This window comes from Streptomyces sp. NPDC001493 (assembly GCF_053597235.1).
In genome coordinates this window covers 51,554-77,945 of the sequence record NZ_JBSFHV010000028.1, presented here as the reverse complement: position 1 = coordinate 77,945, position 26,392 = coordinate 51,554, and the positions used below count along the sequence as shown (strand labels likewise).

Annotated in this window: 18 protein-coding genes; 4 read left to right on the top strand and 14 right to left on the bottom strand. The window is 71.5% G+C overall.

From position 1 onward, the window contains the following. Nucleotides 1–138: 138 nt before the first annotated feature. The 3 genes from ACWCWD_RS31000 to ACWCWD_RS30990 form a co-directional block, all read right to left on the bottom strand. Nucleotides 139–1,056 carry an ADP-ribosylglycohydrolase family protein gene (locus ACWCWD_RS31000; RefSeq protein ID WP_450777927.1) on the bottom strand — a complete coding sequence of 306 codons (918 nt, stop codon included), beginning with the start codon at nucleotides 1,054–1,056 and terminating at the stop codon, nucleotides 139–141. 83 nt (nucleotides 1,057–1,139) lie between these two features. Then, complete coding sequence (locus ACWCWD_RS30995; protein WP_390958216.1) at nucleotides 1,140–1,799, bottom strand: histidine phosphatase family protein; 660 nt, start codon at nucleotides 1,797–1,799, stop codon at nucleotides 1,140–1,142. A 144-nt stretch (nucleotides 1,800–1,943) separates the two neighbouring features. Beyond that, nucleotides 1,944–2,552 (bottom strand): DUF4937 domain-containing protein, encoded by a 609-nt coding sequence (locus tag ACWCWD_RS30990; protein WP_450777925.1) that lies wholly within the window; start codon nucleotides 2,550–2,552, stop codon nucleotides 1,944–1,946. Nucleotides 2,553–2,652: 100 nt separating this feature from the next. Between ACWCWD_RS30990 and ACWCWD_RS30985 the strand changes: the two genes are divergently transcribed. Further along, a complete protein-coding gene (locus tag ACWCWD_RS30985) occupies nucleotides 2,653–3,609 on the top strand; it encodes a DUF1152 domain-containing protein (RefSeq protein WP_450777923.1) in 957 nt (318 codons plus the stop codon). Between the two features lie 251 nt (nucleotides 3,610–3,860). Then, nucleotides 3,861–4,412: a TerD family protein gene (locus ACWCWD_RS30980; RefSeq protein ID WP_450777921.1), complete on the top strand. Its 552-nt coding sequence runs from the start codon at nucleotides 3,861–3,863 to the stop codon at nucleotides 4,410–4,412. Between the two features lie 273 nt (nucleotides 4,413–4,685). Here the strand turns inward: ACWCWD_RS30980 and ACWCWD_RS30975 are convergent, their stop codons facing one another. Then, nucleotides 4,686–7,583, bottom strand: a complete 2,898-nt coding sequence (locus ACWCWD_RS30975) for a vitamin B12-dependent ribonucleotide reductase (RefSeq protein ID WP_450777919.1) — start codon at nucleotides 7,581–7,583, stop codon at nucleotides 4,686–4,688. Between the two features lie 160 nt (nucleotides 7,584–7,743). After that, nucleotides 7,744–8,250, bottom strand: coding sequence for a transcriptional regulator NrdR (gene nrdR / locus ACWCWD_RS30970; protein WP_327178357.1), 507 nt, complete (start codon nucleotides 8,248–8,250; stop codon nucleotides 7,744–7,746). 585 nt (nucleotides 8,251–8,835) lie between these two features. Between nrdR and lexA the strand changes: the two genes are divergently transcribed. Continuing rightward, nucleotides 8,836–9,633, top strand: a complete 798-nt coding sequence (gene lexA / locus ACWCWD_RS30965; RefSeq protein ID WP_386888532.1) for a transcriptional repressor LexA — start codon at nucleotides 8,836–8,838, stop codon at nucleotides 9,631–9,633. Nucleotides 9,634–9,934: 301 nt separating this feature from the next. Here the strand turns inward: lexA and ACWCWD_RS30960 are convergent, their stop codons facing one another. From ACWCWD_RS30960 to ACWCWD_RS30940, 5 genes are all read right to left on the bottom strand, one after another. Beyond that, nucleotides 9,935–11,905: an ATP-dependent DNA helicase gene (locus ACWCWD_RS30960; RefSeq protein WP_450777916.1), complete on the bottom strand. Its 1,971-nt coding sequence runs from the start codon at nucleotides 11,903–11,905 to the stop codon at nucleotides 9,935–9,937. A gap of 124 nt (nucleotides 11,906–12,029) precedes the next feature. Next, nucleotides 12,030–13,916: an IucA/IucC family protein gene (locus ACWCWD_RS30955; protein ID WP_450777914.1), complete on the bottom strand. Its 1,887-nt coding sequence runs from the start codon at nucleotides 13,914–13,916 to the stop codon at nucleotides 12,030–12,032. A gap of 60 nt (nucleotides 13,917–13,976) precedes the next feature. Further along, entirely contained in the window at nucleotides 13,977–14,702 is a 726-nt protein-coding gene (locus tag ACWCWD_RS30950; RefSeq protein WP_450777912.1) for a GNAT family N-acetyltransferase, read from the bottom strand. Between the two features lie 221 nt (nucleotides 14,703–14,923). After that, complete coding sequence (locus tag ACWCWD_RS30945; protein ID WP_450777910.1) at nucleotides 14,924–16,795, bottom strand: IucA/IucC family protein; 1,872 nt, start codon at nucleotides 16,793–16,795, stop codon at nucleotides 14,924–14,926. A gap of 28 nt (nucleotides 16,796–16,823) precedes the next feature. Beyond that, entirely contained in the window at nucleotides 16,824–18,203 is a 1,380-nt protein-coding gene (locus ACWCWD_RS30940) for a diaminobutyrate--2-oxoglutarate transaminase family protein (RefSeq protein WP_450777908.1), read from the bottom strand. A 404-nt stretch (nucleotides 18,204–18,607) separates the two neighbouring features. On the opposite strand from ACWCWD_RS30940, the gene ACWCWD_RS30935 reads away from it, so the two are divergent. Next, nucleotides 18,608–19,831, top strand: coding sequence for a trypsin-like serine peptidase (locus tag ACWCWD_RS30935; RefSeq protein WP_450777907.1), 1,224 nt, complete (start codon nucleotides 18,608–18,610; stop codon nucleotides 19,829–19,831). A gap of 84 nt (nucleotides 19,832–19,915) precedes the next feature. Here the strand turns inward: ACWCWD_RS30935 and hflX are convergent, their stop codons facing one another. The 4 genes from hflX to dapF all read right to left on the bottom strand — a co-directional run bounded on the left by hflX (nucleotide 19,916) and on the right by dapF (nucleotide 26,380). Continuing rightward, on the bottom strand, nucleotides 19,916–21,436 hold the full coding sequence (hflX, locus tag ACWCWD_RS30930) for a GTPase HflX (protein ID WP_450777905.1): 1,521 nt from the start codon (nucleotides 21,434–21,436) through the stop codon (nucleotides 19,916–19,918). Between the two features lie 130 nt (nucleotides 21,437–21,566). Beyond that, on the bottom strand, nucleotides 21,567–23,177 hold the full coding sequence (locus tag ACWCWD_RS30925) for a M1 family metallopeptidase (RefSeq protein WP_450777903.1): 1,611 nt from the start codon (nucleotides 23,175–23,177) through the stop codon (nucleotides 21,567–21,569). A 163-nt stretch (nucleotides 23,178–23,340) separates the two neighbouring features. After that, a complete protein-coding gene (locus tag ACWCWD_RS30920; protein ID WP_450777901.1) occupies nucleotides 23,341–25,356 on the bottom strand; it encodes a RelA/SpoT family protein in 2,016 nt (671 codons plus the stop codon). A gap of 148 nt (nucleotides 25,357–25,504) precedes the next feature. Next, nucleotides 25,505–26,380 (bottom strand): diaminopimelate epimerase, encoded by an 876-nt coding sequence (gene dapF, locus ACWCWD_RS30915; protein ID WP_450777899.1) that lies wholly within the window; start codon nucleotides 26,378–26,380, stop codon nucleotides 25,505–25,507. Nucleotides 26,381–26,392: the final 12 nt, after the last annotated feature.

The window sequence follows — 26,392 nt, the reverse complement described above, 5'->3', positions numbered from 1 at the left end:
TGTGGCAGGACCGTGACAGGAAGGGCGGCATGGTCACGCTCCGCACCCGAACACGTTCGCCGGGCTCCCGGGTGCGGACTCGGTCGAGCGCCCGATCCGTACGGGCACGCCCATCCCGGCGTCTGGCCGACGCGGCTGTCAGCGGCGAGGTTCGGCGGGCACCCAGAAGGGCGCATCCTCGGTCTGTGCCAGCCATCCGGCCGGCGGGGCGCCGGCTTGGCCCGCCGCGACGATTCCGCCGACGATGGCGCAGGTGGTGTCGACGTCACCGCCCGCCTGGGCGGTGACCCAGAACGCCTCCTCGTACGAGCCGAGGGAGCGGGCCGCCGACCAGAGGGCGAAGGGGACGGTGTCCTGGGCGCTGGTGCGGCGGCCGTTGCCGAGGACCGCGGCAACCGTCGTGGGGTCCTCGTAGTCGAGCATGTCCTTCGCCCGCCGCAGCCCGGCCACCACCGCGCTGCGCGGCAGCAGGGCGATCACCGTGTCGAGCAGCTCCTCCGGCGGGGGCGGTCCTCCGGGGGCGGCGGCGAGCGCCGCCGCGGCGGCCACGGCCATCGCCCCGGTGACGGCCTCACGGTGCTGGTGGGTGGTGTAGGAGGAGATCTCGGCCTGGTGGGTGGCCTGCTCGGGATCGCCGGCGTACCAGGCGCCGAGCGGGGCGATGCGCATGGCGGAACCGTTGCCCCAGGACCCCTGGCCCTGGAACAGCCCGGCGGCGAGTTCCTGCCAGTCGCCGCCTTCTCGCACGAGCCGGAGCATCCGGTTCACCGCGGGGCCGTAACCGCGGTCGAAGTCGTGGTGCTCGGCGAAGGAGTGGGCTAGCGCGTCCTGGTCGATGCGGCCGTGCTCGGCGAGCACCGCCACCACCGAGCAGGCCATCTCGGTGTCGTCGGTCCACTGCCAGGGCCCGGACGGCACCGTGCGGCTGCGCAGCAACGGGTAGTTCACGGGGACGAAGAACTGGGAGCCCAGGGCGTCTCCGACGGAGAGTCCGCGCAGGCTGGCGAGGGTGCATTCGTAACGACGTTCGAATGTTTCGGAGGAGTAAGAGATCATCTTCCTACCACTCTATTCACTAGGTCCATGACGGCTCAGGAATTCCATGACGGCTCAGCGAAACGCTCTGCCGCTCTGCCGCTCTACCCAGTGATGCCGTACGGCTCCGGGGTCCGCCAGCGCGCGAACGGGCGGTCCAGGGTGTAGCGGTTGTCGGGTCCGAGCAGCAGCATCCGGGTCTCGCCGTTGCCCGGGTTGGACAGCGACTCGAACTCGGCGACCGACCAGTGCAGCCAGCGCATGCAGAACAGTCTCATCGTGAGCCCGTGCGTCACGAGCAGCACGTTCGGCGGGTGGTCGGGGTCCTGGAAACTCCGGTGCAGGCTCTCCAGGAAGGCGCCGACCCGGTCGTAGACGTCAGCTCCGGACTCGCCCTGGGCGAAGCGGTAGAAGAAGTGCCCGTAGGCGTCCCGATACGCCTTCTGGAGCCGCACGTCGTCCCGGTCCTGCCAGTTTCCCCAGTCCTGCTCGCGCAGCCGGGGTTCCTCGCGCACCCGCACCCGGGTCAGGTCGAGCCCGAGCGCGCGGAAGGTCTCGTGGGTGCGGCGGTAGGGGGAGACGTACACACTCACCCGCTCGTCGCCGAACAGCTCACGCAGCCGGAAACCCGTCGCCTCCGCCTGCTGGAGCCCGGTATGCGTCAGCCGCAGGGCGTGGTCGGGCTCACGCTCGTACACCGTGTCGTCCACATTGCCCTCGGACTCTCCGTGCCGTACGAGGACGATGCGCTGCGGTCGTGCCATGGAACGACCCTAAGGGCTGCGAACGAATACGCCTTGTTCGAACGGAGGCGCGAACTCTCCGGCACCCGGCCGCGCACAGCCGGGCACGGCCGGTTCAGGCCCAGGTCCGACGGCCGGGCCGGACCGCATGACGCCGTGGCCGGGTCAGGCGACCGTCCAGGACGGCTCCAGCTGGACGACGTCCCCGCTCAGCGCCAGTACGTCCGTCTCGGTCTCGGCGCGCTCCGACAGCCGCTCGGCGCTCTGGACCCGGTACTTACCGCGCTCCGAACTCGACTGCCACATGGACAGCACCAGGAACTCGTGGCCCGGCGCCTCGCCGAAGACCCCTCGCAGCATGCCCGGAGATCCCGCCATGGCCGGATTCCAGACCCGCTGCTGCATGAGCGCGAAGTGCTCGACCCGGTCCTCGCGGACCTTGCTGTGGGCCACCCGGACGACATCGGCGTCGGTGAAATCCGGTTCAAAGCCCGTCTTCACGTCGAAGCGGTACTCGAACAGCTTGACCTGCGCCTCGCCGTACGCACCCGGCCGCCCGGCGGTCGCGCCGTCGCCCGTCCGCGCCATGTAGGAGTCGTAGAAGACCCGGTTCTCCCAGAACGCGAAGACGTGCGCGACGTCCGGACGTCCCCGGCTCCACCCGCCGCCCTGTCCTCGGAACCCCGGCTCATCGAGCAGCCCCGCCCCCTGTCGCTGCCCCTGTTCGAACCCATGACGGTCCACTACGGCGCAACGCATCCACTTGACCAGCACCGCGCCATCGTACGGCTCCGGGCGTGGCGCGCGTCACTCTCCCGTGGAGAACGTCCGAACTCCGTCCACAACAGGGTGCGGGATACACAGAATGATCACCATGACCGGACTGCATGCCCATCCCCTGTTCTCCCGGCTGGAATCCGCCCAGCACATACTCGTCGCCGGGGCCGGCGGCGGCTTCGACATCTACGCAGGCCTGCCGATAGCCCTGTCGCTCCTGCACCGGGGGAAGGACGTCACGCTGGCCAATCTCACCTTCAGCTCGATCGAGAGCCTTCCCCTGGACGACTGGGTCGCGCCGGACGTCGCGGCCGTCACCCCCGACAGCTCCCCGTACCAGACGTACTTTCCCGAACGCACCCTCGCCCAGTGGCTGGCGCTGAACGGGTACCCCAGCACCGTCCACGCCCTCGCGCGCGTGGGTGTCCAGCCACTGCGCGACGCGTACCGGGCGCTGATCGAGCGGTACGCCATTGACGCGGTCGTCCTCGTCGACGGCGGTACGGACATCCTCATGCGGGGCGACGAGTCAGGTCTCGGCACCCCGGAGGAGGACCTCACCTCCGTCGCCGCGCTCGCCGGGATCGACGTGGCGGAGCGGCTGATCGTCTCCGTCGGCTTCGGGATCGACGCGTACCACGGGGTCAGCCACGGGCTCGTGCTGGAGAACATCGCCGCCCTGGAGCGGGACGGCGCCTACCTCGGCGCGTTCTCCCTGTCCCGTTCGACGCGCGAGGGCGCGCTCTATCTCGACGCGGTCGCGCACGCCCAGGAGAGCACCCCGGACCACCCCAGCATCGTCAACGGGTCAATCGCCGCAGCGGTCCGTGGCTCGTTCGGGGACGTACGGTTCACCTCGCGCACCCGGGGCAGTGAACTGTTCATCAACCCCCTGATGTCGCTCTGCTTCGCCTTCGAGCTGGAAGGCGTGGCCCGCAACTGCCTCTATCTCGACCGCATCGAGGACACCCATCTCCTGCGCCAGGTCAGCAGCCGGATCGAGCTGTTCCGCGAGGAGACCGTCCAGCGCGCACCCCTCCGCATCCCGCACTGAGAAGCACTCGGAGCACCCGGAGCACCGAGAATCACCGAGAGCACTGAGAAGCACCCAGAGCTCCCAGAGCTCCCAGAGCACCCAACCCTGAGCATCCGCGGCCCTCACCACACGGCCGCTTCACGCCACTTCGGGCCGGACCTGGCCCGATCCGGCCGCCCGGCGCCAACGCGGTTGGATCCGGGAAGAGTTATAGCCATCATCAGGTGATAGGACCGGATCGATGGCGCAGCGGCATGAAGGGAAGTCCGATGAGCACCCCCAACAGCACTCCCAACAAGGACATCGAGAAGGTCGAAGTACGGCTCAAGTGGGACCCCAGCGAGCTCGGTGAACCGCCCAACGACCTGGACATCATCGCCGGCACGTACGTCGCCGACGCCCCGTTCGGAGACCCCGACTACCTCGTGCACTTCGACAGCCGCTCCCCCGACGGCACCATCACCCTCAACCGGGACAGCAGGAACGGCCAGGGGTTCGGGTTCGACGAGGTGATGACCCTGGAACTCGACCGGCTCGCGGAGCGGTACGTACGGGTCGTCGTCGGCGTGGCGATCCAGCAGCGCGACGGCCGCAAGACGTTCGGGGCGGTGGCCCACACCGGCGTGCAGATCCGCGAGGGGTACACCGAGCTGGCCGAGGACGACTTCTCGCGCGTCGCCTCGGCGACTGCGGCGGTCGTGGCCGAGTTCACCCGGGACGGCGCGGGCCTCTGGACCTTCCACTCCGTGCTCCGGGGCTTCGACGGCGACCCGGGCACCTTCGCCGCCGAGATGGGCAGGGACGCAGGACCCTCGGCGTGAAGGCCCGGAGAGCCGCGGGGGCCCCGAAGGCCCTGAAGGACCGGTAGAACCAGCAGGTCCGGACGTACAGCAGGACGAGCCAGCAGGACGAGCAACAGAACAGGCAGCAGAACGGGCAGCAGACCGAACGCCGGAACGCTCAGGGGTGTCCCGAGCTCCCTGAGTCCGACGGAAACGCGCCGAGGGCGGTGGTCCCGGTCTCCCGGGTCCACCGCACTCGGCGGTCACTCAGCTGTCACTCGTGCGTGCGACAGCGCGTGCGAGCGGCTGGGATCAGCTGCAACCGCTGGTCGAGCCGCAGCCCTCGCAGATGTAGCAGGAGCCGGCGCGCTGCATCTTCGTCCCGCAGGAGAAGCAGAGCGGGGCGTCGGCGCTGATGCCGAGCTGCATCTCGACCAGTTCGGCCGAGGTGTGCGCGGTCCGCGGCGCCGGCTTCTCGGCTGCCTCCACCGGGGCGGCGACGGCCTTCAGCGGCTCCACGTGCAGCGGGGCGGACTGGGCCAGCGACTCGGTGTGCAGGTCCTCGTCCTCCTCGGCCGGCTCGTAGGAGCCGGTGTCGAGGTGACGCTGACGCTCCTCAGCAGAGTGGATGCCGAGGGCCGAGCGGGTCTCGAAGGGCAGGAAGTCGAGCGCCAGGCGACGGAAGATGTAGTCGACGATCGACTGCGCCATCCGCACGTCCGGGTCGTCCGTCATGCCGGCCGGCTCGAAGCGCATGTTGGTGAACTTCGAGACGTACGTCTCCAGCGGGACGCCGTACTGCAGACCGACCGAGACGGCGATGGAGAAGGCGTCCATCATGCCCGCGAGGGTGGAGCCCTGCTTCGACATCTTCAGGAAGACCTCGCCGAGACCGTCGTCCGGGTAGGAGTTGGCGGTCATGTAACCCTCGGCGCCACCGACCGTGAAGGAGGTGGTGATGCCCGGACGGCCCTTGGGGAGACGCTTGCGGACCGGACGGTACTCGACGACCTTCTCGACCGCGGTGCGGATGGTCTCCTCGGCCTTGGCGGTGACCGCCTCCTTCTCCTTCTCCTTGGTCTTGGCGGAGAGGGGCTGGCCGACCTTGCAGTTGTCGCGGTAGATGGCGAGCGCCTTGACGCCCATCTTCCACGCCTCGAAGTAGACCTCTTCGACGTCCTCGACCGTGGCCGTCTCCGGCAGGTTCACGGTCTTGGAGAGCGCGCCGGAGATCCACGGCTGGATGGCCGCCATCATCCGGACGTGGCCCATGGCCGAGATGGAACGCTCGCCCATGGCGCAGTCGAAGACCTCGTAGTGCTCGGTCTTCAGGGCCGGGGCGTCGATGACGTTCCCGTTCTCCGCGATGTGGGCGACGATCGCCTCGATCTGCTCCGGCTGGTAGCCGAGACGGCGCAGCGCCTGCGGCACGGTGCCGTTGACGATCTGCATCGAGCCGCCGCCGACCAGCTTCTTGAACTTGACCAGGGCGAGGTCGGGCTCCAGGCCGGTGGTGTCGCAGGACATCGCCAGACCGATGGTGCCGGTCGGGGCGATGACGGACGCCTGGGCGTTGCGGAATCCGTTCTTCGCGCCGAGGCGGATCACGTCCTGCCAGGCCTCCGTGGCGGCGGCCCAGATCGGCGAGTCCAGGTCGTCCACGTGGACGGCCTTGGTGTTGGCGTCGGCGTGCTGCTGCATGACGCGCTGGTGGGGCTCGGCGTTGCGGGCGTAGCCGTCGTACGGGCCGACGACCGCGGCGAGCTCGGCGGAGCGGCGGTAGGAGGTACCGGTCATCAGCGAGGTGATGGCGCCGGCGAGCGCGCGGCCGCCGTCGCTGTCGTACGCGTGGCCGGTCGCCATCAGCAGGGCGCCGAGGTTGGCGTAGCCGATGCCGAGCTGGCGGAAGGCGCGGGTGTTCTCGCCGATCTTCTCCGTCGGGAAGTCCGCGAAGCAGATCGAGATGTCCATCGCGGTGATGACCAGCTCGACGACCTTGGCGAAGCGCTCGGACTCGAAGGACTGGTTGCCCTCGCCGTCGTCCTTGAGGAACTTCATGAGGTTCAGCGAGGCGAGGTTGCACGAGGTGTTGTCCAGGTGCATGTACTCACTGCACGGGTTCGAGCCGTTGATGCGGCCGGACTCCGGGCAGGTGTGCCAGGCGTTGATGGTGTCGTCGTACTGGATGCCCGGGTCGGCGCAGGCCCAGGCCGCCTCGGCCATCTTGCGGAAGAGGGACTTCGCCTCGACCTCTTCGATGACCTCGCCGGTCATGCGGGCACGCAGACCGAACGTGCCGCCGGACTCCACGGCCTTCATGAACTCGTCGTTCACGCGGACGGAGTTGTTGGCGTTCTGGTACTGGACGGACGTGATGTCGTCGCCGCCCAGGTCCATGTCGAAGCCCGCGTCGCGCAGGGCGCGGATCTTCTCCTCCTCCTTCACCTTGGTCTCGATGAAGTTCTCGATGTCGGGGTGGTCGACGTCGAGGATGACCATCTTGGCCGCGCGGCGGGTGGCGCCACCGGACTTGATGGTTCCGGCGGAGGCGTCGGCACCGCGCATGAAGGAGACCGGGCCGGAGGCGTTGCCGCCGGAGGAGAGGAGCTCCTTGGAGGAACGGATGCGGGACAGGTTCAGGCCTGCGCCGGAACCGCCCTTGAAGATCATTCCCTCTTCCTTGTACCAGTCGAGGATCGACTCCATGGAGTCGTCGACGGACAGGATGAAGCAGGCGGAGACCTGCTGCGGCTGGGGGGTGCCGACGTTGAACCAGACCGGGGAGTTGAAGCTGAAGATCTGGTGCAGGAGGGCGTACGCCAGCTCGTGCTCGAAGATCTCCGCGTCCTCGGGAGTGACGAAGTAGCCGTGCTCCTCGCCGGCCTTGCGGTACGTCTTCACGATCCGGTCGATCAGCTGACGCAGACCGGTCTCGCGCTGCGGCGTACCGACAGCTCCGCGGAAGTACTTGCTGGTGACGATGTTGACCGCGTTCACCGACCAGAAGTCGGGGAACTCGACGCCACGCTGCTCGAAGTTGATCGAGCCGTCGCGCCAGTTGGTCATGACGACGTCACGGGACTCCCACGCCACCTCGTCGTACGGATGCACGCCGGGGGTGGTGTGGATGCGCTCGATACGCAGACCCTTGCTCGGCTTGGCTCCCTTGGTGCGGGAACTCCGTGCCGGGCCGCTCGCCGTCTCTGTCATGCCGCCTCCCATATGTGGGCAAAAACGCCCTGAAGTGCCCAGTTCTTCCCGGGGCACGGTGCTGTGTCTGGTGCTCCGGACGCCGCCCTCGGCGCCGGAAGCAGGTCTGTGGACCACCCTGTCGCCGACCGGCAGACCTCAGCCGGAGGGCGTGTACCACTCAGTGGGCGGGAACGGAGGGAGCGGGGACCTCAGGGGTCTCCCCGCCCTCTCCGGCGGGAAGCCGCCGTTCGCGCAGTTCCGCGATGGCGGCCTCGAAGTCTTCGAGCGAGTCGAACGCCCGGTACACGGACGCGAAGCGCAGGTACGCGACGAGGTCGAGTTCCCGCAGGGGGCCGAGTATGGCCAGCCCCACGTCGTGGGTCGTCAGCTCGGCGCTCCCGGTGGCGCGCACCGCCTCCTCGACCCGCTGGCCGAGCTTGGCGAGAGCGTCCTCGGTGACCGGCCGCCCCTGGCATGCCTTGCGGACGCCGGAGATGACCTTGGTGCGACTGAAGGGTTCGGTCACCCCGCTGCGCTTGACGACCATGAGCGAGCAGGTCTCCACCGTGGTGAACCGGCGGGAGCAGTCGGGGCACTGCCGGCGGCGCCGGATCGACGTGCCGTCGTCCGTCGTGCGACTGTCGACGACCCTGCTGTCGGGGTGCCTGCAGAAGGGGCAGTGCATGGTTCCCAAGCCTCCTTCACGGCACGAGTAATAAGCCTCACAGCGCCCCGCCGGGGCCCTTCGAAGCAGTCACCAGCATAGGGGATTCCCGGCGCTTGTTCGGACCGGGGACCACAACTTCTGGGCGACCCGGGCCATCCAACCACTAGATCTAGGGTTTCACTCGGTTTCGGCCCCAGGCGTGTCGGACCGGCCCGGGACGCCCGGGCCGCGCACGGCCAAGGCACGAGGGTACGGGAAACGCCCGCGCTCCGGGACGCGGGGTGGCACCCCTCCGGCGCGTCCGCCGGGACCGGCGGGGGCCTCCCGGGCGACTCGCGCGCACCGTCCCCGGGCGCGCCAAGGGGAGGCCCCGGAGAGGGCCCCGCGGCCACCGCGCGAAAAGTGCGGCGGTACCGTTATGAACCGAATTCGCGAGCCGCCCGCACCCGGGATCCACGAGCCGCCCACACCCGAGCGCATACACCCGGTCACAAAGGCACGGCAGGCCTTTATTCGTTTTTCACTCGAACGTGTGTTTGGCGCAACCTTTCGAAAGCTACTACCGTTGTCCCAGCCAGGGAGAACATTTCGAGAGGGGCCGATGTGACCACCAGCGCCGACAGTGCCACGATCACTGCCCGGGACCACCGCTCTCCGAGCCGACCTGAGCCGGTGCATGCAATGAATGACTCTGTCACGAACCCGGACGGGCCGGAGCCCCCCAGGGCCGCGCGCTCCTTGCCCGGGCGACCTCCTGGCATCCGGGCCGACAGTTCGGGCCTCACCGACCGGCAGCGGCGGGTCATCGAGGTCATCCGCGACTCGGTGCAGCGCCGGGGCTACCCACCGTCGATGCGGGAGATCGGGCAGGCCGTCGGCCTGTCCAGCACCTCGTCGGTGGCCCACCAGCTGATGGCCCTGGAGCGCAAGGGTTTCCTGCGCAGAGACCCGCACCGCCCGCGGGCGTACGAAGTCCGCGGCTCGGACCAGCCCATCTCGCAGCAGACGGACACGACCGGCAAGCCCGCCGCCTCGTACGTCCCCCTGGTCGGCCGGATCGCGGCCGGTGGTCCGATCCTCGCCGAGGAGTCGGTGGAGGACGTCTTCCCGCTCCCGCGCCAACTGGTCGGTGACGGCGAGCTGTTCGTGCTGAAGGTCGTCGGCGACTCCATGATCGAAGCCGCGATCTGCGACGGCGACTGGGTCACTGTACGCCGCCAGCCGGTCGCCGAGAACGGCGACATCGTCGCTGCCATGCTGGAGGGCGAGGCCACGGTCAAGCGGTTCCGCCGCGAGGACGGTCACGTGTGGCTGCTCCCGCACAACGCCGCGTACCAGCCGATCCCCGGTGACGAGGCCACCATTCTCGGCAAGGTCGTGGCGGTGCTGCGGCGCGTCTGAGCCGCGGCGCGGCAACCCACTCCGGAAGACCCGGCCCTGGCGCACAGAGCCCCGGTGAACGCCCCGAGGACGTACGGGCGGCCCCACCGGGGCTCTGTGCTGCGCGCGACCGGCCACGGGCCCGCACCGGGGCGCTGCGCCCTGCGTGCGACGCGCTCACCGGCCCGCACCGGGCCCCGTGAACGCACTGGGCCCCGTGAGCGCGTCGGGGCCCGGTGGCTCGGGCGGCCCGCGACTCAGGGGCCCGCGGGAAGCTCGGGCACCCCCGTGCGCGGATCGGCGCGGTCCCAGCGCCGGACGGTCAGCGTCCCTCGGCCTTCGCCGCCGCGTCGATCGCCGCCAGGGACCGGCGGGCCTGGTTGCGGTCCGTGGTGTACCAGAAGTCGGGCAGCGAGGCCCGCAGATAGCTGCCGTACCGGGCGGTCGCGAGGCGGGGGTCCAGGACCGCCACGACGCCCTTGTCGCCGGTGGCCCGGACGAGCCGGCCCGCGCCCTGCGCCATCAGCAGCGCCGCGTGGGTGGCGGCGACCGCCATGAAGCCGTTCCCGCCCGCCTGCTCGACCGCCTTCGAACGGGCGCTCATCAGCGGGTCGTCGGGCCGGGGGAAGGGGATGCGGTCCATGACCACGAGCTGGCAGCTCGCACCCGGCACGTCGACGCCCTGCCAGAGCGACAGGGTGCCGAAGAGGCAGGTCTCCGGGTCGGCCGCGAAGTTCTTGATCAGCTCGCCGAGGGTCTCCTCGCCCTGGAGCAGGATCGGCTTCTCCAGCCGCTCGCGCAGCACCTCCGCCGCCGCCTGCGCCGCGCGCATCGAGGAGAACAGCCCGAGCGTGCGCCCGCCCGCGGCCTCCATCAGCTCGGCCAGCTCGTCCAGCATGTCGGTGCGCGAACCCTCCCGGCCGGGGGTGGCCAGGTGGCGGGCGACGTAGAGGATGCCCTGCTTCGGGTAGTCGAAGGGCGAGCCGACGTCGAGCCCCTTCCACTGCGGGACGTCCTCCCCCGCGGTGCCCTCCGGGGCGAGGCCCAGGGAGGCGCCGACGCCGTTGAAGTCCCCGCCGAGCTTCAGGGTGGCCGAGGTGAGCACCACCGAGCGCTCCGTGAAGAGCTTCTCGCGCAGCAGCCCCGAGACGGAGAGCGGCGCCACCCGCACGGACGCGCCGAACCGGTCGTGACGTTCGTACCAGACGACGTCCCATTCGGAGTGCTGGGTGATCCGCTCGGCCACCGCGTGGACCGATTCCACGGAGGCCATCGCCTGCTTGCGCACCGCGTCCTCGTCCGTGACGGACTTGTCACGGGTGGCGCCGAGCGCGGAGATCACCGTGCGGGCGGCGTCGCGCAGCGCCATCAGCGCGTAGTTGAGGTCCTCGGGGACCTCTTCGAGCCGGCCGGGCAGCGCCAGCTCCATGACGCGCTCGAACCCCTCGGACGCGGTCTGGAGCGCGTCGGCCGCCTTCTCGTTGACCAGTTTGGCGGCGCGGCGCACCGCGCGGGCGACCTGGCCGGGCGTGAGCTCGCCGGTCGCCACGCCGGTGACCCGCGAGACCAGCTCGTGCGCCTCGTCGACGATGAGCACCTCGTGCGGGGGAAGCACCGGAGCGCCTTCGATGGCATCGATCGCGAGCAGGGCGTGGTTGGTGACCACGACGTCGGCCAGCTTCGCCCGCTCCCGGGCGGACTCCGCGAAGCACTCGGCGCCGTACGCGCACTTCGACGCGCCCAGGCACTCACGGGAGGAGACGGAGACCTGGGCCCAGGCGCGGTCCGAGACACCGGGGGTCAGGTCGTCGCGGTCGCCGGACTCGGTCTCGTCCGACCAGTCCCGCAGCCGGAGGAGGTCCTGGCCCAGCTTGCTGGACGGCGCCGCCGCCTCGAACTGGTCGAAGAGCCCCTCCTCCTCGTCCTGCGGCATGCCCTCGTGGAGGCGGTGCAGGCAGAGGTAGTTGGAGCGGCCCTTGAGCATCGCGTACTGGGGGCGGCGGCGCAGCAGCGGGTGCAGCGCCTCCACGGTGCGCGGCAGGTCCCGCTCCACGAGCTGGCGCTGGAGGGCGAGCGTGGCCGTCGCGACCACGACCCGCTCCCCGTGCGCCAGCGCGGGGACGAGATAGCCGAGGGACTTGCCCGTGCCCGTGCCGGCCTGGACGAGGAGGTGGGAGTTGTCGTCCACGGCCCCGGCGACGGCCTCGGCCATCGCGGCCTGGCCGGGCCGTTCCGAACCGCCGACGGCGGAGACGGCGGCGTGGAGGAGCTCGGTGAGGGATGGCTTCGTCATAGCCGCACCAGCCTACGGCGCGGCAGTGACAGCGGCGATCACTCCCGGCCTGATCGGCGGATGCTCCGGGGCGGATCCGACGGACAGGCCGGATCCGGCGGATCACTCCTGAACGCCCGGCTGATCACTCCTGGACGGATCCGGCGAAGTGCAGCGGATTCGGGACCAGGCCGTGGACGGCCGCGTGCGGGCGGTCCGGGCGGTCCCGGTAGCCGTCCACCAGCAGGCGGTTGCGGTTGAGACAGAGTCTCTCGATCTCCGGCGTCAGCATGTCGAACATCTCGAACCGGTCCTTGAGCTCGGGAAACCGGGCGTGGTGGCGCAGGACCTCGGCCCGGACGAGTGACCAGAATTCGTCCTCGGGAACCCCCAGCTGTTCCTCGCAGAGCGGCGACAGATAGCGGAAGACGCCGACGAAGAGACCGGAGTGGATGAACTGGGTGAGGAAGGAGGGTTCCTCGGTCAGCAGCACGGCGCGCACGTCGGCGGGCATGGTGGCGTGTTCGGGCAGCGGGTGGGCGCTGATGTTGACGTCGTCGACGAAGTCCTTGATCGCGAGCCGCACGGGCACGTCCCGTTCGTCGAAGACCACGATGGCGTTCTCGCCGTGCGGCGAGAACACGGTCCCGTACCGGTAGAGGAAGTGCAGGAGCGGCGGGAGCAGGGCGGCGAAGAGGCGGACCAGCCAGTCGCGGGGGGCCAGCCCGGAACGTTCGACCAGTTCGGCGGTGAAGGCGCGGCCGTCGGGGTCGGTGTGCAGGAGGGAGGCGAGGGTCCGGGCCCGCTCCCCGGCCGCCAGTCTCGGCGGCAGCGGCTCGCGCCAGATCGCGCCGAGGATCTCCTTGAACTGGTAGGGCACTTCGGGCAGCCGGTCGTAGAGCGGGTGTTCCACCGCCACGGAGGCGACCTCGCCGAGCAGGATCACCGCGCAGGTGTCGCGCAGGAAGGGGTCGGTGTCGCACAGCCCCTGCACCCAGCCGGTGACGGCGGGCGCGGCGAGGGTGCGCTCGGTCGGCAGTCCCCGCCAGACGAGGGTGTTGAAGATCGACAGCGGGAGCTTCACCGTGAACCGCTCGGGGCGCCCGACGTTGGCGAAGGTCCGGATCGACTGCTGCGGCAGCCGCAGATCGCCGTCGTCGTGCAGGGGGACGATGTCGTCCGCGGCGATGGCGGGGGCGTAGAGCGGCACGATCCACTCGTCCCACTGCCAGGGGTGGACCGGCAGGTAGACGTACGCGCGCGGGTCGAGCCCGCGGTCGGCGAGCCGGGCCGCGAAGGCGTCCCGTACGGAGGGGTCGAGCTCGCGGGCGTACAGCTGGTCGGGGGTGGCGAGCGCGGGTACGCCGCGGTAGCCGGCGATCCGGGTGCTGACGGCGATCCACGGGAGGGTGGTGGTGGCCCGCGCCTCCGGGTTGAAGCGGGCGGCGTCGCCTGCGGAGAACCCGAGGCGGCCCTTGTTGGCGACGAGCCACGGGTGGCCGGTCTGGTGGCCTTCGAGTTCGGCGTAGCCGAGTTCGGCGAGTTCGGCCGCGCCGAGGGCGGTGTGGGCGAGGTGCGCGTCGGAGGCCAGGGTGCTGGTGAGCTCGCGCACGAGGTGTCCGAGGGTGGCGCCGTCCAGGCGGAGGAGGCCGCGGGCGCGGGTGAGGAAGAGCAGCGGATCGCTGAACGGCCGCCCCTGCGGCGGGCCGTCCGTATCCCCGTCACCGTCCTCCGGCCGTGTCTCGCGGACCGAGCCGGGGTCGACGCGCCAGCTGCCGTACACCCCGCGGCGGGCCCGGAAGGCGAGGGCCGCACCGTCGTCGAGGAGCAGGACGTACGGTTCGCCGGTGCCGTCCGTGGTGACCGGCGGCTGCTGCGGGAGCGGCGTGAGGATCTCCTCGTAGGCGAACTCGCCGAGCATCTTCGCGAGCAGCTGGGCCGTGACCCGGTCCCAGACGGCTCTGTTCAGTTCCGGGCGGTCCGGGAGCTGCTGGCGCCCCGCCGGTTCAGGGCTCACGGGATATTTCTGCACGGGGACTCCTCGGGACGGAACCGATGGGGTTCGAGCGGTGTGCGTGCTTCGGTGTGTTCTTCACAGGTGGTCTCGGTGGGCTCGGTCGCGGACCATCAGGGCGGCCTTCTTCTCGGGCAGTTCGAGTTCGGCGGAGAAACGGAATCCGGCGCTCAGAAAGGCCGAGACGGAAGGGGTGTTGCGCAGGTCGGGTTCCGCGACGACGCGTGCGCAGGAGGGACGGTGGTCGAACACGAGGTCGGCCACCGCGCGCAGCAGGGTGGTGCCGACCCGCCGGCCCCGGTCGGTGACTCCGCCGATCAGCAGGTGCACCCCGGTGTCGTGGGGGCGGGCGGGGTAGTGGCGGGCGAGCGGGTCGAGGTCCGCGCGGTAGATCTCCCAGTAGCTCATCGCCTTGCCGTCGAGTACGCCCAGGCACGGGACGCTCCGTCCGTCGCCTTCGAGCTGCGTGGCGAGATGGCGGGCGGTGACCTCCTCGGGCCCGGCGAGCTCCCAGAAGGCGGCGACGGCCGGATCGTTCATCCAGCGGGTGACGACGGCGAGGTCGCGTTCGAGCCGTACGGGGACGAGCTGGAAGATCCCGGCGGACGTGGTGACGGGGCGCCAGCTGCCGGGCGCGTCCAGCAGCGGCGAGGCGGCGGGACCGTCGGCGGGCGGGGTGTCCGCGGCGAACAGGGCGAGCAGTTCCTCGGTCAGGCGAAGGTCCAGGGTGTCCTCGACGGCGGTGGCCGGGGCGTGTCTTCGGCCCGCCCCGCCGGTGGTCCGGGCATCCTCCGCTCTCGTCATCCTGGGATCTTGTCCGTCGTCGGCCTCCCGTGAAACCGGTCCAGCTGCCCCGTTCCCGGGCGTGTCGGCGGATGGCACAGCGGCGTTCTCCTCTCCTGGTACCGGGGGTCCGGCGCCCGGGCCTCTCGGGAACCGGCGGGAGTCCCGGCCCGGGCTTCGGGCCGGGACTCCCCGGTCGGCGAGCGGGGCCCCCGGGCCCGGGTCCCGTGGGTGCCCTGCGGTCAGGAATGCAACGGGTTGGTGATGGTGACGTACACGGACTGGGTGTCGACGGGGCCGACGAGTTCGTCCATGCCGTTCAGCCGGGTCAGCAGGTTCGCCTTGCAGCGCAGCCGGGTGGTCTCCAGGAGGTACGCGGGAAGGGGCGAGCCCATCGGAGCGGCGGAGCGCAGGAAGCGGCGGAACGCGTCGAGCAGGAGGCGTTCGTCGGCGAGGTGCTGGGAGCCGAAGGCGCCGATCAGCCCGAGGACGTTGTTGATGCCGAGGTAGTAGGCGAACCGTTCGTCGGTGACGGCGTCGGAGACGAAGGTGTCGCTCGCGGTCCCGATGCCGGGCAGCCGGGCGTCGAGCGCGTCCCGGTGGGACTCGCGGAAGTAGTACCCCTGGTTGTCGCGGTACCGGCCGCCCACGGGCCAGCCGTCCGCGTCGAGCAGCACGAGGGTGTTCTGCTGATGGGCCTCCAGTGCCACCCCGGCGTTCGCGTCGAGCCAGAGGACGGGGCGTACGACGCGGTCGAGGTAGCGCAGGAACCACTCCGCGCAGACGGCGCCGACGGTGCGTCCGGTGCGCTCGGCGAGCCGGGAGACCGTCTCCGCCAGGCGTGAGCGCATCGCGGTGCGGCCGCGCCGGGGCCGGACGGCGGTGAGGCCCGCGACGCAGAGGGCGTCGTCGTGCGGGCCGAAGGGGTTGTTGCGCAGGACCACGTCGAGTCCCTGGACCGGGCTGCCGTCCTTGGTGTCGACCGCGAGCCACGCCGGGTCGCGGACGATGTCGAACCCGGGGTGGGCCCGGCGCCAGTCGGCGGAGAGGCCGCCGCTGAGGAGCCGGTGCACCTCCGCGCCCCGGTGCAGCTCCTTGCGGAGGTTCTCCCGGCGGGAGTTGGTGATGCGTACGCCCAGCGAGAGCTTGAGCATGACGCCCGCGCCCGGCCGGTAGACGGTCCGCACCGAGGAGGTGGGGTGCCAGCGTCCGCCCGCCTCGCCGAGGTCGTGCAGGAGCCCCGCGTCCAGGAGTTCGGTGACCTCGGTGCGGCGCCGCAGCTCTTCGGCCTGCCAGGGGTGGACCGGCAGGGCGACCGTGCCCTCGGGCAGCCGCAGCCCCTCGGTGTGCGGGGCGAGGAGTTCCTCGGCGGTGACCGGGCGGCCGTCGCGGGTCCAGGCGGAGTCGGTGGCGAGCACGCAGCGGTCGACGGCCATCCAGTGGAGCGGGAAGCTGCCGTGGAGTTCGGGCGAGTAGAGCCGGGCCTCCGACTCCGAGAGCCCTTCGCGGCTCTTGGGCGTGGGGTGGAGCGGGTGTCCGTGCAGCAGGGACTGTTCGGCGGCGAGGAAGGGGTCGGTGCCGGGGGGCTCCTCGGGCGTACGACGCCGCTGGGTGAGGAATCCGGTGGTGTGGCGTACGGAGTCGGCGACCCGGCCCACGAGTTCGGCGGCGGCGTGCCGGTCCCCCTCGCGGCAGAGCAGGGCGGCGACGGTGACCGCGTCGGCGGACGGGGATCCCGCGGGGGCGCCTTCGAGGGCGGGCGGTCCGAAGCGGTGGTGTCCGGTGGGCGACCAGTACAGGACCGGCACGAGGAGGGCGGTGCCGCTGGCCGGAAGGGGGATGCGCAGAGTGTCCCGCTCCGGGCGGGGCAGGTCCATCTCCCGCGCCCAGCAGCGCAGCAGGCTCTCGGCGCCCGCGACGTCGGCCGCGCGGTACGGGTCCGGATCGTCCAGCGGGTCCGCGTGCGGGGCCGGGGCGCTCTCGTCCTCGTGGTGGCCGGCCTTCTGGCGGGGAACGGTCGTCGCCTCGGCCGTACGCGGGCCGAGCGGCGCTTCCTGCCCTCGGAGCTGGCTGGTGAGAGGGGTGTCGGCCTCGGGCGCGGGGGTGGGGTTCACGGCTTCTTCCTTGTGAGGGGGTGCGGGGTCAGCGGAGCGACCCGGCAGCGGCCCGCCGGTGCGGCGAGCCTTCTGCGGCTTGCAGCGCGTCGGCGAGGCGGTCGAGGACCGCCGTCGCCTGTTCGTCGGTGAGGGTGAGGGGCGGCAGCAGCCGGATGACGGCGTCGTGGCGCCCGCCGAGTTCGACGATGAGGCCGCGGCGCAGGCATTCCTGCTGCACGGCGACGGCGAAGCCCGGGTCGGGCGGGGGCGCGCCGCCGTCCTGTTCGGGGGCGGCCTCGGGGTCGACGAGTTCGACGCCGATCATGAGGCCGCGCCCCCGGACGTCCCCGATGGCGGGGTGGTGCGCGGCCAGCTCGCGGAGCCGGCCGAGCATGCGCTCGCCGAGTTCGGCGGCGCGTTCGGCCAGGCCGTTCTCACGGACGTACGCCAGGGTGGCCGCGCCCGCCGCCATGGCGAGCTGGTTGCCGCGGAAGGTGCCGGCGTGGGCGCCGGGCTGCCAGAGGTCGAGCGAGGAGCGGTACACGATCACCGCGAGGGGCAGCGAGCCGCCGATCGCCTTGGAGAGCACCATGACGTCGGGGACCACCCCGCTGTGCTCGACCGCCCAGAAGCGGCCGGTCCTGCCGACGCCGGTCTGCACCTCGTCGGCGATCAGCGGGATGGAGCGGTCGGCCGTGATCCGGCGCATCCTGCGCATCCAGGCGTCGGGGGCCGGGTTGACCCCGCCCTCGCCCTGCACGGGTTCGAGGATCATGCCCGCCGGGGCGGGGACACCCCCCTTGGGATCGTCCAGCAGGTGCTGGGTCCAGTGGGCGGCGATCTCGGCTCCCCGGTCCCCGCCGATCCCGAAGGGGCAGCGGTAGTCCTGCGGGAAGGGCAGGCGCGTGACGCGCACTTCCTGGGCGCCGCCGGACGCGTCGAGCGCCCCGGAGGTCATGCCGTGGTAGGCGCCGGTGAAGGCGAGCAGCCCGGTGCGGCCGGTGGCCGCGCGTACCAGCTTGAACGCGGCCTCGACGGCGTCGGTTCCGGCGGGTCCGCAGAACTGGATGCGGGCGTCGCGGGCCAGTTCGCCCGGGAGCGTGGCGAACAGTTCGGTGGTGAAGGCGTCCTTCACGGGGGTGGCGAGGTCGAGGACGTGCAGCGGTGCCCCGGAGTCGATGACCTTGCGGATGGCCTCCAGCACCACGGGGTGGTTGTGGCCGAGCGCCAGGGTGCCCGCGCCGGAGAGACAGTCGAGGTATCTGCGGCCGTCGGCGCCCTCGATGGTCAGCCCGCGTGCCCGCACGGGCACGATCGGCAGGGAGCGCGCGTAGGTGCGCGCCGCCGACTCGCGCAGCGACTGGCGGCGCAGAATGCCCTCGTGCGCCGCGGGCAGGGCCGCCGGTGCTGATTCGGTCACGGCCACGGCTGTTGATCCTCCTGCGTTCACGGTTGCGTTGCACGTCGTTGCGTCGTCCCGGAGTACGTTCTCCCGGCGGCGGAGTGCGCGGGTGAACTCCGAGCACGTGTCCCCCGTACGGACCAACGAGCCAATGGGCCGGGGATCACGGGTAAATCGGAAGATCCTTGCGGGCGACCGGTCCTGACGGAGCGGAACCACGGACCTGCCCGGCACGGTCTTCGGGAGCACCGGCATAGTAGAGGCCGCTCAGCATAGGGCCGTTGCCCAACCGGGCGCCGGGGAAGGGGCATTCACGAGCCGTCCACGGCCCGCCCGGCGCGGAGCCGCATGCCCGGAAGGCAGGGCACACCGGGATGACCGGGGTGCCGCAGCAGCGACGAACGACGAAGTCCCAGGGGGATCACCAGATGCGACCCATTCACCCGATCGATGCCGCCCGGAACGGAAGGGGCGGGCGCCGCAGGTCCTCGTCCGTGCTGGCCGCCGCCGCCCTCGCGACGGCACTCGCCCTCACCGCGACCGCCTGCGGGCCCGAGGACGACGGCGCGGCCAAGGAGCCCAGCGGTTCGGCCACCGCTTCCTCGGACGGGAAGATCGTCATCCCCGACGAGTTGAAGGACCGGCTCAAGGCGCACGGAATCGATCTCGACAAGTGGCGGAACGGCGAGTGGAAGAACTGGGACAAGGACCAGTGGCTCCGTGAGGCGAAGGACTACGTCAACCCGATCATCGAGAACCTCTGGAACCCGGAGCGGATGCGGGACGCCGACCCGGCCCCGGAGCAGCCCGTCGCCGACGACATCTCCGGCGACGAGGGGGTGACCGACCCGACGCCCGCCGTCCGGGAGGCCGTCGAGGCGCACGCGCCGTACCACGACAGCGTGCCGGAGAGCGGCAAGCTGCTGTTCGACGGTCCGGAGGGCTCGATGGTCTGCTCCGCCACGGTGGTGAAGGACCCGGCGCACCCGGGCAAGTCGAATCTGGTGTGGACCGCCGGGCACTGCGTGCACGCGGGCAAGGAGGGCGGCTGGTACCGCAACATCGCCTTCGTCCCCGGGTACAACGACAGCGGCATGGAGACGGCGAAGCTGGAGGCGGCCTCGAAGGAGGAGATCGCTCCGTACGGCGTGTGGTGGAGCGACTGGGCCTCCACCTCGGACCAGTGGATCGCGCAGGGCGCGTCCACCGGCGGCCAGGGCGCCCCGTACGACTTCGCCGTGCTGCACGTGACGCCGGAGACGGGGTCGACGGGCAAGTCCCTGGAGGAGACGGTGGGCTTCGCGCTGCCCGTCGACTTCGACGCGCCCGCGGTCTCGGGGATCTCCTCGCTGACGGCGACCGGCTACCCGGCCGCTCCCCCGTACGACGGGCAGAAGGCGTTCCAGTGCGACGACACCCCGGGCCGGCTCTCGGTCTTCCAGGACCAGCCCACGATGTACCGCATCGGCTGCACGATGACCGGGGGCGCCTCGGGCGGCGGCTGGGTCGGCGAGGGCGCCGACGGCAAGCCCGCCCTGTTCTCGAACACCTCGATCGGCCCGGTCACGGCGGGCTGGCTCGCGGGACCGCGCCTGGGCAAGGAGGCGAAGGCGGTCTACGACGGGGTGAGCCGGAAGTACGCGGGACAGTGACCGCGGTGACGCTCACGCCGGAGGCCCGGCCGTTCCCCTGGGGGATCGGCCGGGCCTCCGGTACGTCGTGCTCCGTCCTCGCGGTCAGTGGGCCGCGAGGACGAACACCGCGAGTTCCGCGGCGAGTTCCTCGTGGACCCGGGCCTTGAGCAGGGTGCCCTCCGCGGTGTGCTCCTCGGAGATCACCTCGCCGTCGGCGTGCACCCGTGAGACCAGGGCGCCCTGGATGTACGGGACCAGGGCCTCGATCTCCACGGACGGCCGGGGCAGTTCGGCGTCGATCAGCGCGAGCAGCTCGTCGATCCCGGCGCCCGTGCGGGCCGAGACGGCGATGGCGTGCCGCTCGGCGCGCATCAGCCGCGCCAGGACCAGCGGGTCCGCCGCGTCCGCCTTGTTGATCACGACGATCTCGGGGACGTCGGTGGCGCCGACCTCCCGGATCACCTCGCGGACGGCGGCGAGCTGCTCCTCCGGGACGGGGTGCGAGCCGTCCACCACGTGCAGGATGAGGTCGGAGTCGCCGACCTCCTCCATGGTGGAGCGGAACGCCTCGACCAGGTGGTGCGGCAGGTGCCGTACGAACCCGACGGTGTCGGCCAGGGTGTAGACCCGGCCGCTGGGCGTCTCGGCCCTGCGGACGGTCGGGTCCAGGGTGGCGAACAGGGCGTTCTCCACCAGGACACCGGCCCCGGTCAGCCGGTTGAGCAGGGAGGACTTGCCTGCGTTGGTGTAACCGGCGATGGCGACCGAGGGCACCTTGTTGCGCTTGCGCTCCTGCCGCTTGATCTCGCGGCCGGTCTTCATCTCCGCGATCTCCCGGCGCATCTTCGCCATCTTCTCGCGGATGCGGCGCCGGTCGGTCTCGATCTTGGTCTCACCCGGACCACGCGTGGCCATGCCGCCACCGCCGCTGGAGCCACCGCCGCCCATCTGCCGGGAGAGCGACTGGCCCCAGCCTCGCAGGCGCGGCAGCATGTACTGCATCTGCGCCAGGGAGACCTGCGCCTTGCCCTCCCGGGACTTGGCGTGCTGGGCGAAGATGTCGAGGATCAGCGCGGTCCGGTCGACCACCTTGACCTTGACGACGTCTTCGAGGTGGATGAGCTGGCCGGGGCTGAGCTCACCGTCGCAGACGACGGTGTCGGCACCGGATTCGAGCACGATGTCGCGCAGCTCCAGCGCCTTGCCGGAGCCGATGTAGGTGGCCGGGTCCGGCTTGTCGCGGCGCTGGTAGACGGCGTCGAGCACCTGGGCGCCCGCCGTCTCGGCGAGTGCGGCCAGCTCCGCGAGGGAGATCTCCGCGTCGTGCACGGTCCCGGAGGTCCACACACCGACGAGCACCACACGCTCCAGACGGAGCTGCCGGTACTCGACCTCGGTGACGTCCTCGAGCTCGGTGGAGAGGCCGGCCACGCGTCGCAGCGCGGCACGCTCGGAGCGGTCGAACTGTTCGCCGTCCCGCTCTCCGTCGATCTCGTGGCTCCAGGCGACGTCCTCTTCCATCAGGGCGTCGGCCCGAAGGCTCTCGGTGGCACGTGCGGAGGCGGACTCCGTGGCGCTCTGCGCGTCCTGCGCGTCCTGGGGAAGGGAAGAAGAGGAGGTCATTGGATCCTTACGTCGAAGATTTCTCGTAGTGACAGTCACAACGCGTCACGTCCCCGGATGATTCCCGAAGGAATCCGCCGGTCCGGCCGCGTTGCCGACCCCTGATAGTGGCATGCGCCCGCCGGGCCCGTCATGCGGGTTTCCCCGCGGCGTCACGGACCGGGCCCGTCGACCGGCCGGCCGGTGGGGCCGTACGCGAAACCGGCTCCGGAGCCGCCGCAGGAGCGGGCCCGGGGGCCGCCGTAGGAGCGGGCTCCGCGGTCGTCGTCGGAGCGGGCCCGGGGGCCGCCGTCGGAGCGGCGCCGTGCCAGTCCGGGTGGCCGGGCATCGCGGGGGTCTTCGCCCCGTACAGCCAGCCGTCCAGGAACCCGGAGAGATCGCGTCCGGCCTCGCGCGAGGCGAGGCGCACGAAATCGGCCGTGGTGACGGACTCGTCGCGGTGCCTGCGCACCCACGCGCGCTCCAGCCGGTCGAAGGCCTCGGCGCCGATCTCCTGGCGCAGCGCGTAGAGCACGAGGGCGCTGCCGTCGTAGACCACCGGCCGGAACAGGTCGAGCTTGTGCCCGGCCGTCGGCAGGGCCGGCCGGGCCGGGGGCCCGCCGGCCGCGCGCCAGCCGTCGGAGTGGGTGTACGCGTCCCGCATGCGACGCTCCAGCGACGGCCCGCCCCGCTCCTCCGCGTAACGGGCCTCGTACCAGCTCGCGTGCCCCTCGTTGAGCCAGAGGTCGGACCAGGACGCCGGGGAGACGCTGTCGCCGAACCACTGGTGCGCCAGCTCGTGGACCATGACCGAGTCGACGTACCACCCGGGGTGCGTGGTGCCGGTGAAGAGCCGGCGTTCGAAGAGCGACAGCGTCTGGGTCTCCAGCTCGAAGCCGGTGACCGAATCGGCCACCAGCACCCCGTACGTCTCGAAGGGGTACGGGCCGACCTGCCGCTCCATCCACTCCATCTGGCCGGGGGTTTTGCTCAGCCAGGGTTCCAGGACCGCCGCGTCGGCCGCCGGGACGACGTCGCGCAGTGGCAGGCCACCGGGGCCGTCGCGGTGCAGGACCTCGGAAGTGCCGAGGGAGACCTGGGCGAGCTCGGTGGCCATCGGGTGCGCGGTGCGGAACGTCCTGGTCACCGTGGTGCCCCGGTGGCTCTCCCCGGCCGGCAGCCCGTTGGCGACGGCCGTGAGCCGCTCGGGGGTGGTGATCCGGAAGGTGAAGTACGCCTTGTCGGCCGGGTGGTCGTTGCAGGGGAAGACCCGGTGCGCGGCGTCGGCCTGTCCGGCGAGGGCGAGGCCGTCGCCGGTGCGGACCCAGCCGCCGCTGTCCGCGCCCTGGTCGGGGTCGCTGGTGTGCCGGACGGTGATGCGCACCGGCACCCCGGCCGGCAGCGGTGCGACCGGCGTGACGACGAGGTCCTCGTCCTCTCCGGTGAACCTGGCTGCCAGCCCGTTGACGGCGACCGAGTGGACTTCGCCCCGGGCGAAGTCGAGGTTGATCCGCTCCAGCGGCTCGGTGGTGCGGGCCCTGATGACGGTGACGGCTTCCAGCGGGTCGGTGTTGCTGCCGTCGTAGTCGAGGGCGATGTCGTACGAGAGGACGTCGTAGCCGGGGTTGCCGAGCGTCGGGAAGAGCCGGTCCCCGATTCCGAGGGGGCCGCTTCCGGTGGGAGCGGGCGGGGCGGCGGCGATCAGGCCGGCCGACGCGGCGGCCAGCAGGACGGTGCGCAGGCGGCGGGAGGTGGGCGGCATGGATCACCGCTATCAGCGGCCTTCGCCCCGCCGGGGGTCGACGCGCGGCCGGGCCACCCGAACGAGGTGGCCGCAGGGCCCGCCCGGCGGCGGGGACCGCCCGCCCGCCGCCCGCCGTCCGCCCGGCACCCTACGGTCCACCGGACGCCCGGCCGACGGCCCGTCAGGCGCGGCTGACGTCGTAGACCCCGGCGACGTCCCGCATGGCTCGCACCAGGGCGGGCAGCCCGTCCGCGTCGGTGAGTTGCAACGTGTAGGTGTGGCGCACCCGTTGCTCGCTGGGCGGCTCGACGGTGGCGGAGACGATGGCCGCGTCGGCGGTCGCGATCGCCTCGGTGAGGTCGGCGAGGAGCCGGGGGCGCCCGAAGGATTCCGCGACCAGGGTGACCAGGCATTCGGGGGCCCCGTCACCCGCGTCCTGGGCGGCCGGGGCCTCCCGGGGGTGTGCCGGAGGCCAGCCCGGCCCGTCGGCGCCCCCGTCGCCGCCGGGCTCCGCACCGGCCGGGCCGTCGGTGTACGGGCCGTCGGTGCACGGGGCGTACCGCGCGTCCTCGGCGTCCTGCGAGGCGGCGTCCTCCGGGTGCGCGTCGAACCAGCCGGCGATCGCGATGCGCGCGGCGGGGGTACGGGCGTGGTCGAGCCATTCGCGGGAGGGGCCGGATGCGGTGTCCCGGGCGAGCAGCAGCTGCACGGTGTCGCCGTCCCCCAGGGCGGTGGCCAGCGTCGCGAGGCGGCCGTTGACCCGTGCGCCGATACAGCGGTGCGCCCCGTCGCCGTACTGCGCGTAGGCGGCGTCCACGCAGCTGGCGCCGGCCGGGAGCACCAGGGTGCGGCCGTCGGTGCGGAAGACGGTGATCTCGCGGTCCTCGGCGAGGTCGGCGCGGAGCGTGCTCCAGAAGGTGTCCGGGTCGGGCGCGGACTCCTGCCAGTCGAGCAGCCTGGAGAGCCATCCGGGCCGGGTGGGGTCGGCGCGTTCACCGTCGGCCGGGTCGCCGTCGGCCGGTTGACCGTCGGCCGGCTCCTCCCCGGCGGGGGCGGTGGTGTCGGGGGCGTACGGATTGCCGAGGGCGACCACCCCCGCCTCGGCGACCTTGTGCATCCGGTGCGTACGGATGAGGACTTCGGCGACCGCGCCGCCCGGGCCGACGACCGCGGTGTGCAGCGACTGGTACAGGTTGAACTTGGGAGCGGCGACGAAGTCCTTGAATTCGGAGATCACCGGGGTGAAACAGGTGTGGAGTTCGCCGAGGACCGCGTAGCAGTCCGCGTCCTCGCCGACCAGCACCAGGAGCCTGCCGAAGTCGGTGCCGCGCAGCTCCCCGCGTTTCATCCGGACCCGGTGCACGGAGACGAAGTGGCGTGGCCTGATGAGGACTTCGGCGGCGATGCCTGCCTCGCGCAGGGTGCTGCGGACGTTCTGCGCGATGGTGGCGAGCGGGTTCTGCCCGCTCTCGGACTCGGCGATCAGCGTCTGGGTGTGCGCGTGTTCCTCGGGGCGGAGGATGGCGAAGACGAGGTCTTCCAGCTCGGTCTTCAGCGCCTGCACGCCGAGGCGTTCGGCGAGCGGGATGAGGACGTCGCGGGTGACCTTGGCGATCCTCGCCTGTTTCTCCGGGCGCATCACGCCGAGGGTGCGCATGTTGTGGAGGCGGTCGGCGAGTTTGATCGACATGACCCGGACGTCGTTGCCGGTGGCGACGAGCATCTTGCGGAAGGTCTCGGGTTCGGCGGCGTCGCCGTAGTCGACCTTCTCCAACTTCGTGACGCCGTCGACGAGATAGCTGACCTCCTCGCCGAACTCCTCACGCACCTGATCCAGCGTCACCTCGGTGTCCTCGACCGTGTCGTGGAGCAGAGAGGCCGTCAGAGTCGTTGTCTCGGCGCCGAGTTCGGCGAGGATGAGGGTCACGGCGAGCGGGTGGGTGATGTAGGGCTCGCCGCTCTTGCGCATCTGGCCGCGGTGGGAGGACTCGGCGAGGACGTAGGCGCGGCTCAGGACGGAGAGGTCGGCGTCCGGGTGATGCGCCCGGTGCGCCTCCGCCACGTGACCGATCGCGTCCGGCAGCCTTCCCCGGGAGACCGGGCCGAGGAGCGCCACCCGGCCGAGTCTGCGCAGATCGATCCGGGGGCGGGAGCGTTTGCGGACGGGGACACCTGGGCTGGCGGCCTCTGCACTCATGGGCACCTCCGGCGACGTCGACCGGCGATGAGAGGCGGACCTTGGTGTCCCCGGGCCGGTGCTTGATGCTACCGACCCCACCACGTAGGGCAGTCCGCCTCTCGCGCAGCGTGAAGCGGATCACCCGTTCGAGCGAAACGTTGTCGGGTTATCGTCCGAGAACCGGTTCGAGCCACTCCGCGTCGAGGACTCCTTCGGCGACGATGACGGCGGGGCCGGTCATCTCGATGGCGCCGTGCGGGTGTTCGGTGATCACCAGCGTGCCGCCGGGGAGGTCCACGGTGTACGTGACGGGCGTTCCGGTCACCGCGGGGTCGATGCCGTCCCGGCGGGCCGAGGCGACGGCGACGGCGCAGGCGCCGGTGCCGCAGGAGCGGGTCTCGCCGGATCCGCGCTCGTGCACCCGCATCGCGACGTGCCGGGTGCCCCGGCGGACGACGAACTCGATGTTGACGCCCTCGGGGTAAACCGCCGCGGGGCCGTACGCGGGCTCGGCGAAGAGGTTCCCGGCGTGCGCCAGGTCGTCCACGAAGGCGACGGCGTGCGGGTTGCCCATGTTGACGTTGCGCGCTTCCCAGCTCCGGCCGTCCACGGTGACGGTGACGCCCTCGGCGGGCAGCTCGGCCACTCCCATGGAGACGGTGATGTCGCCGTTCTTGGCGAGGTGCACCCGCTTGATCCCGCCGCGGGTCGCGATCGCGAGATCCCCCGCCTCGGCCAGCCCGGCGCGCTGGAGGTGGCGGGCGAAGACGCGCACGCCGTTGCCGCACATCTCGGCGATCGAACCGTCGCCGTTGCGGTAGTCCATGAACCACTCGGCCTCGTCCGCCATGGCGCGGGCCTCGGGGTGGGCCGCGGACCGCACGACGTGCAGCAGCCCGTCCCCGCCGATTCCGGCCCTGCGGTCGCAGAGCCGCGCGACGGCGGCCGGGGGCAGGTCGAGGAGGTTGTCCGGGTCCGGAATGATCACGAAGTCGTTCTCGGTGCCGTGACCCTTGAAGAAGGTGATCTGCTCGGTGCTCACAGAGCAATCGTA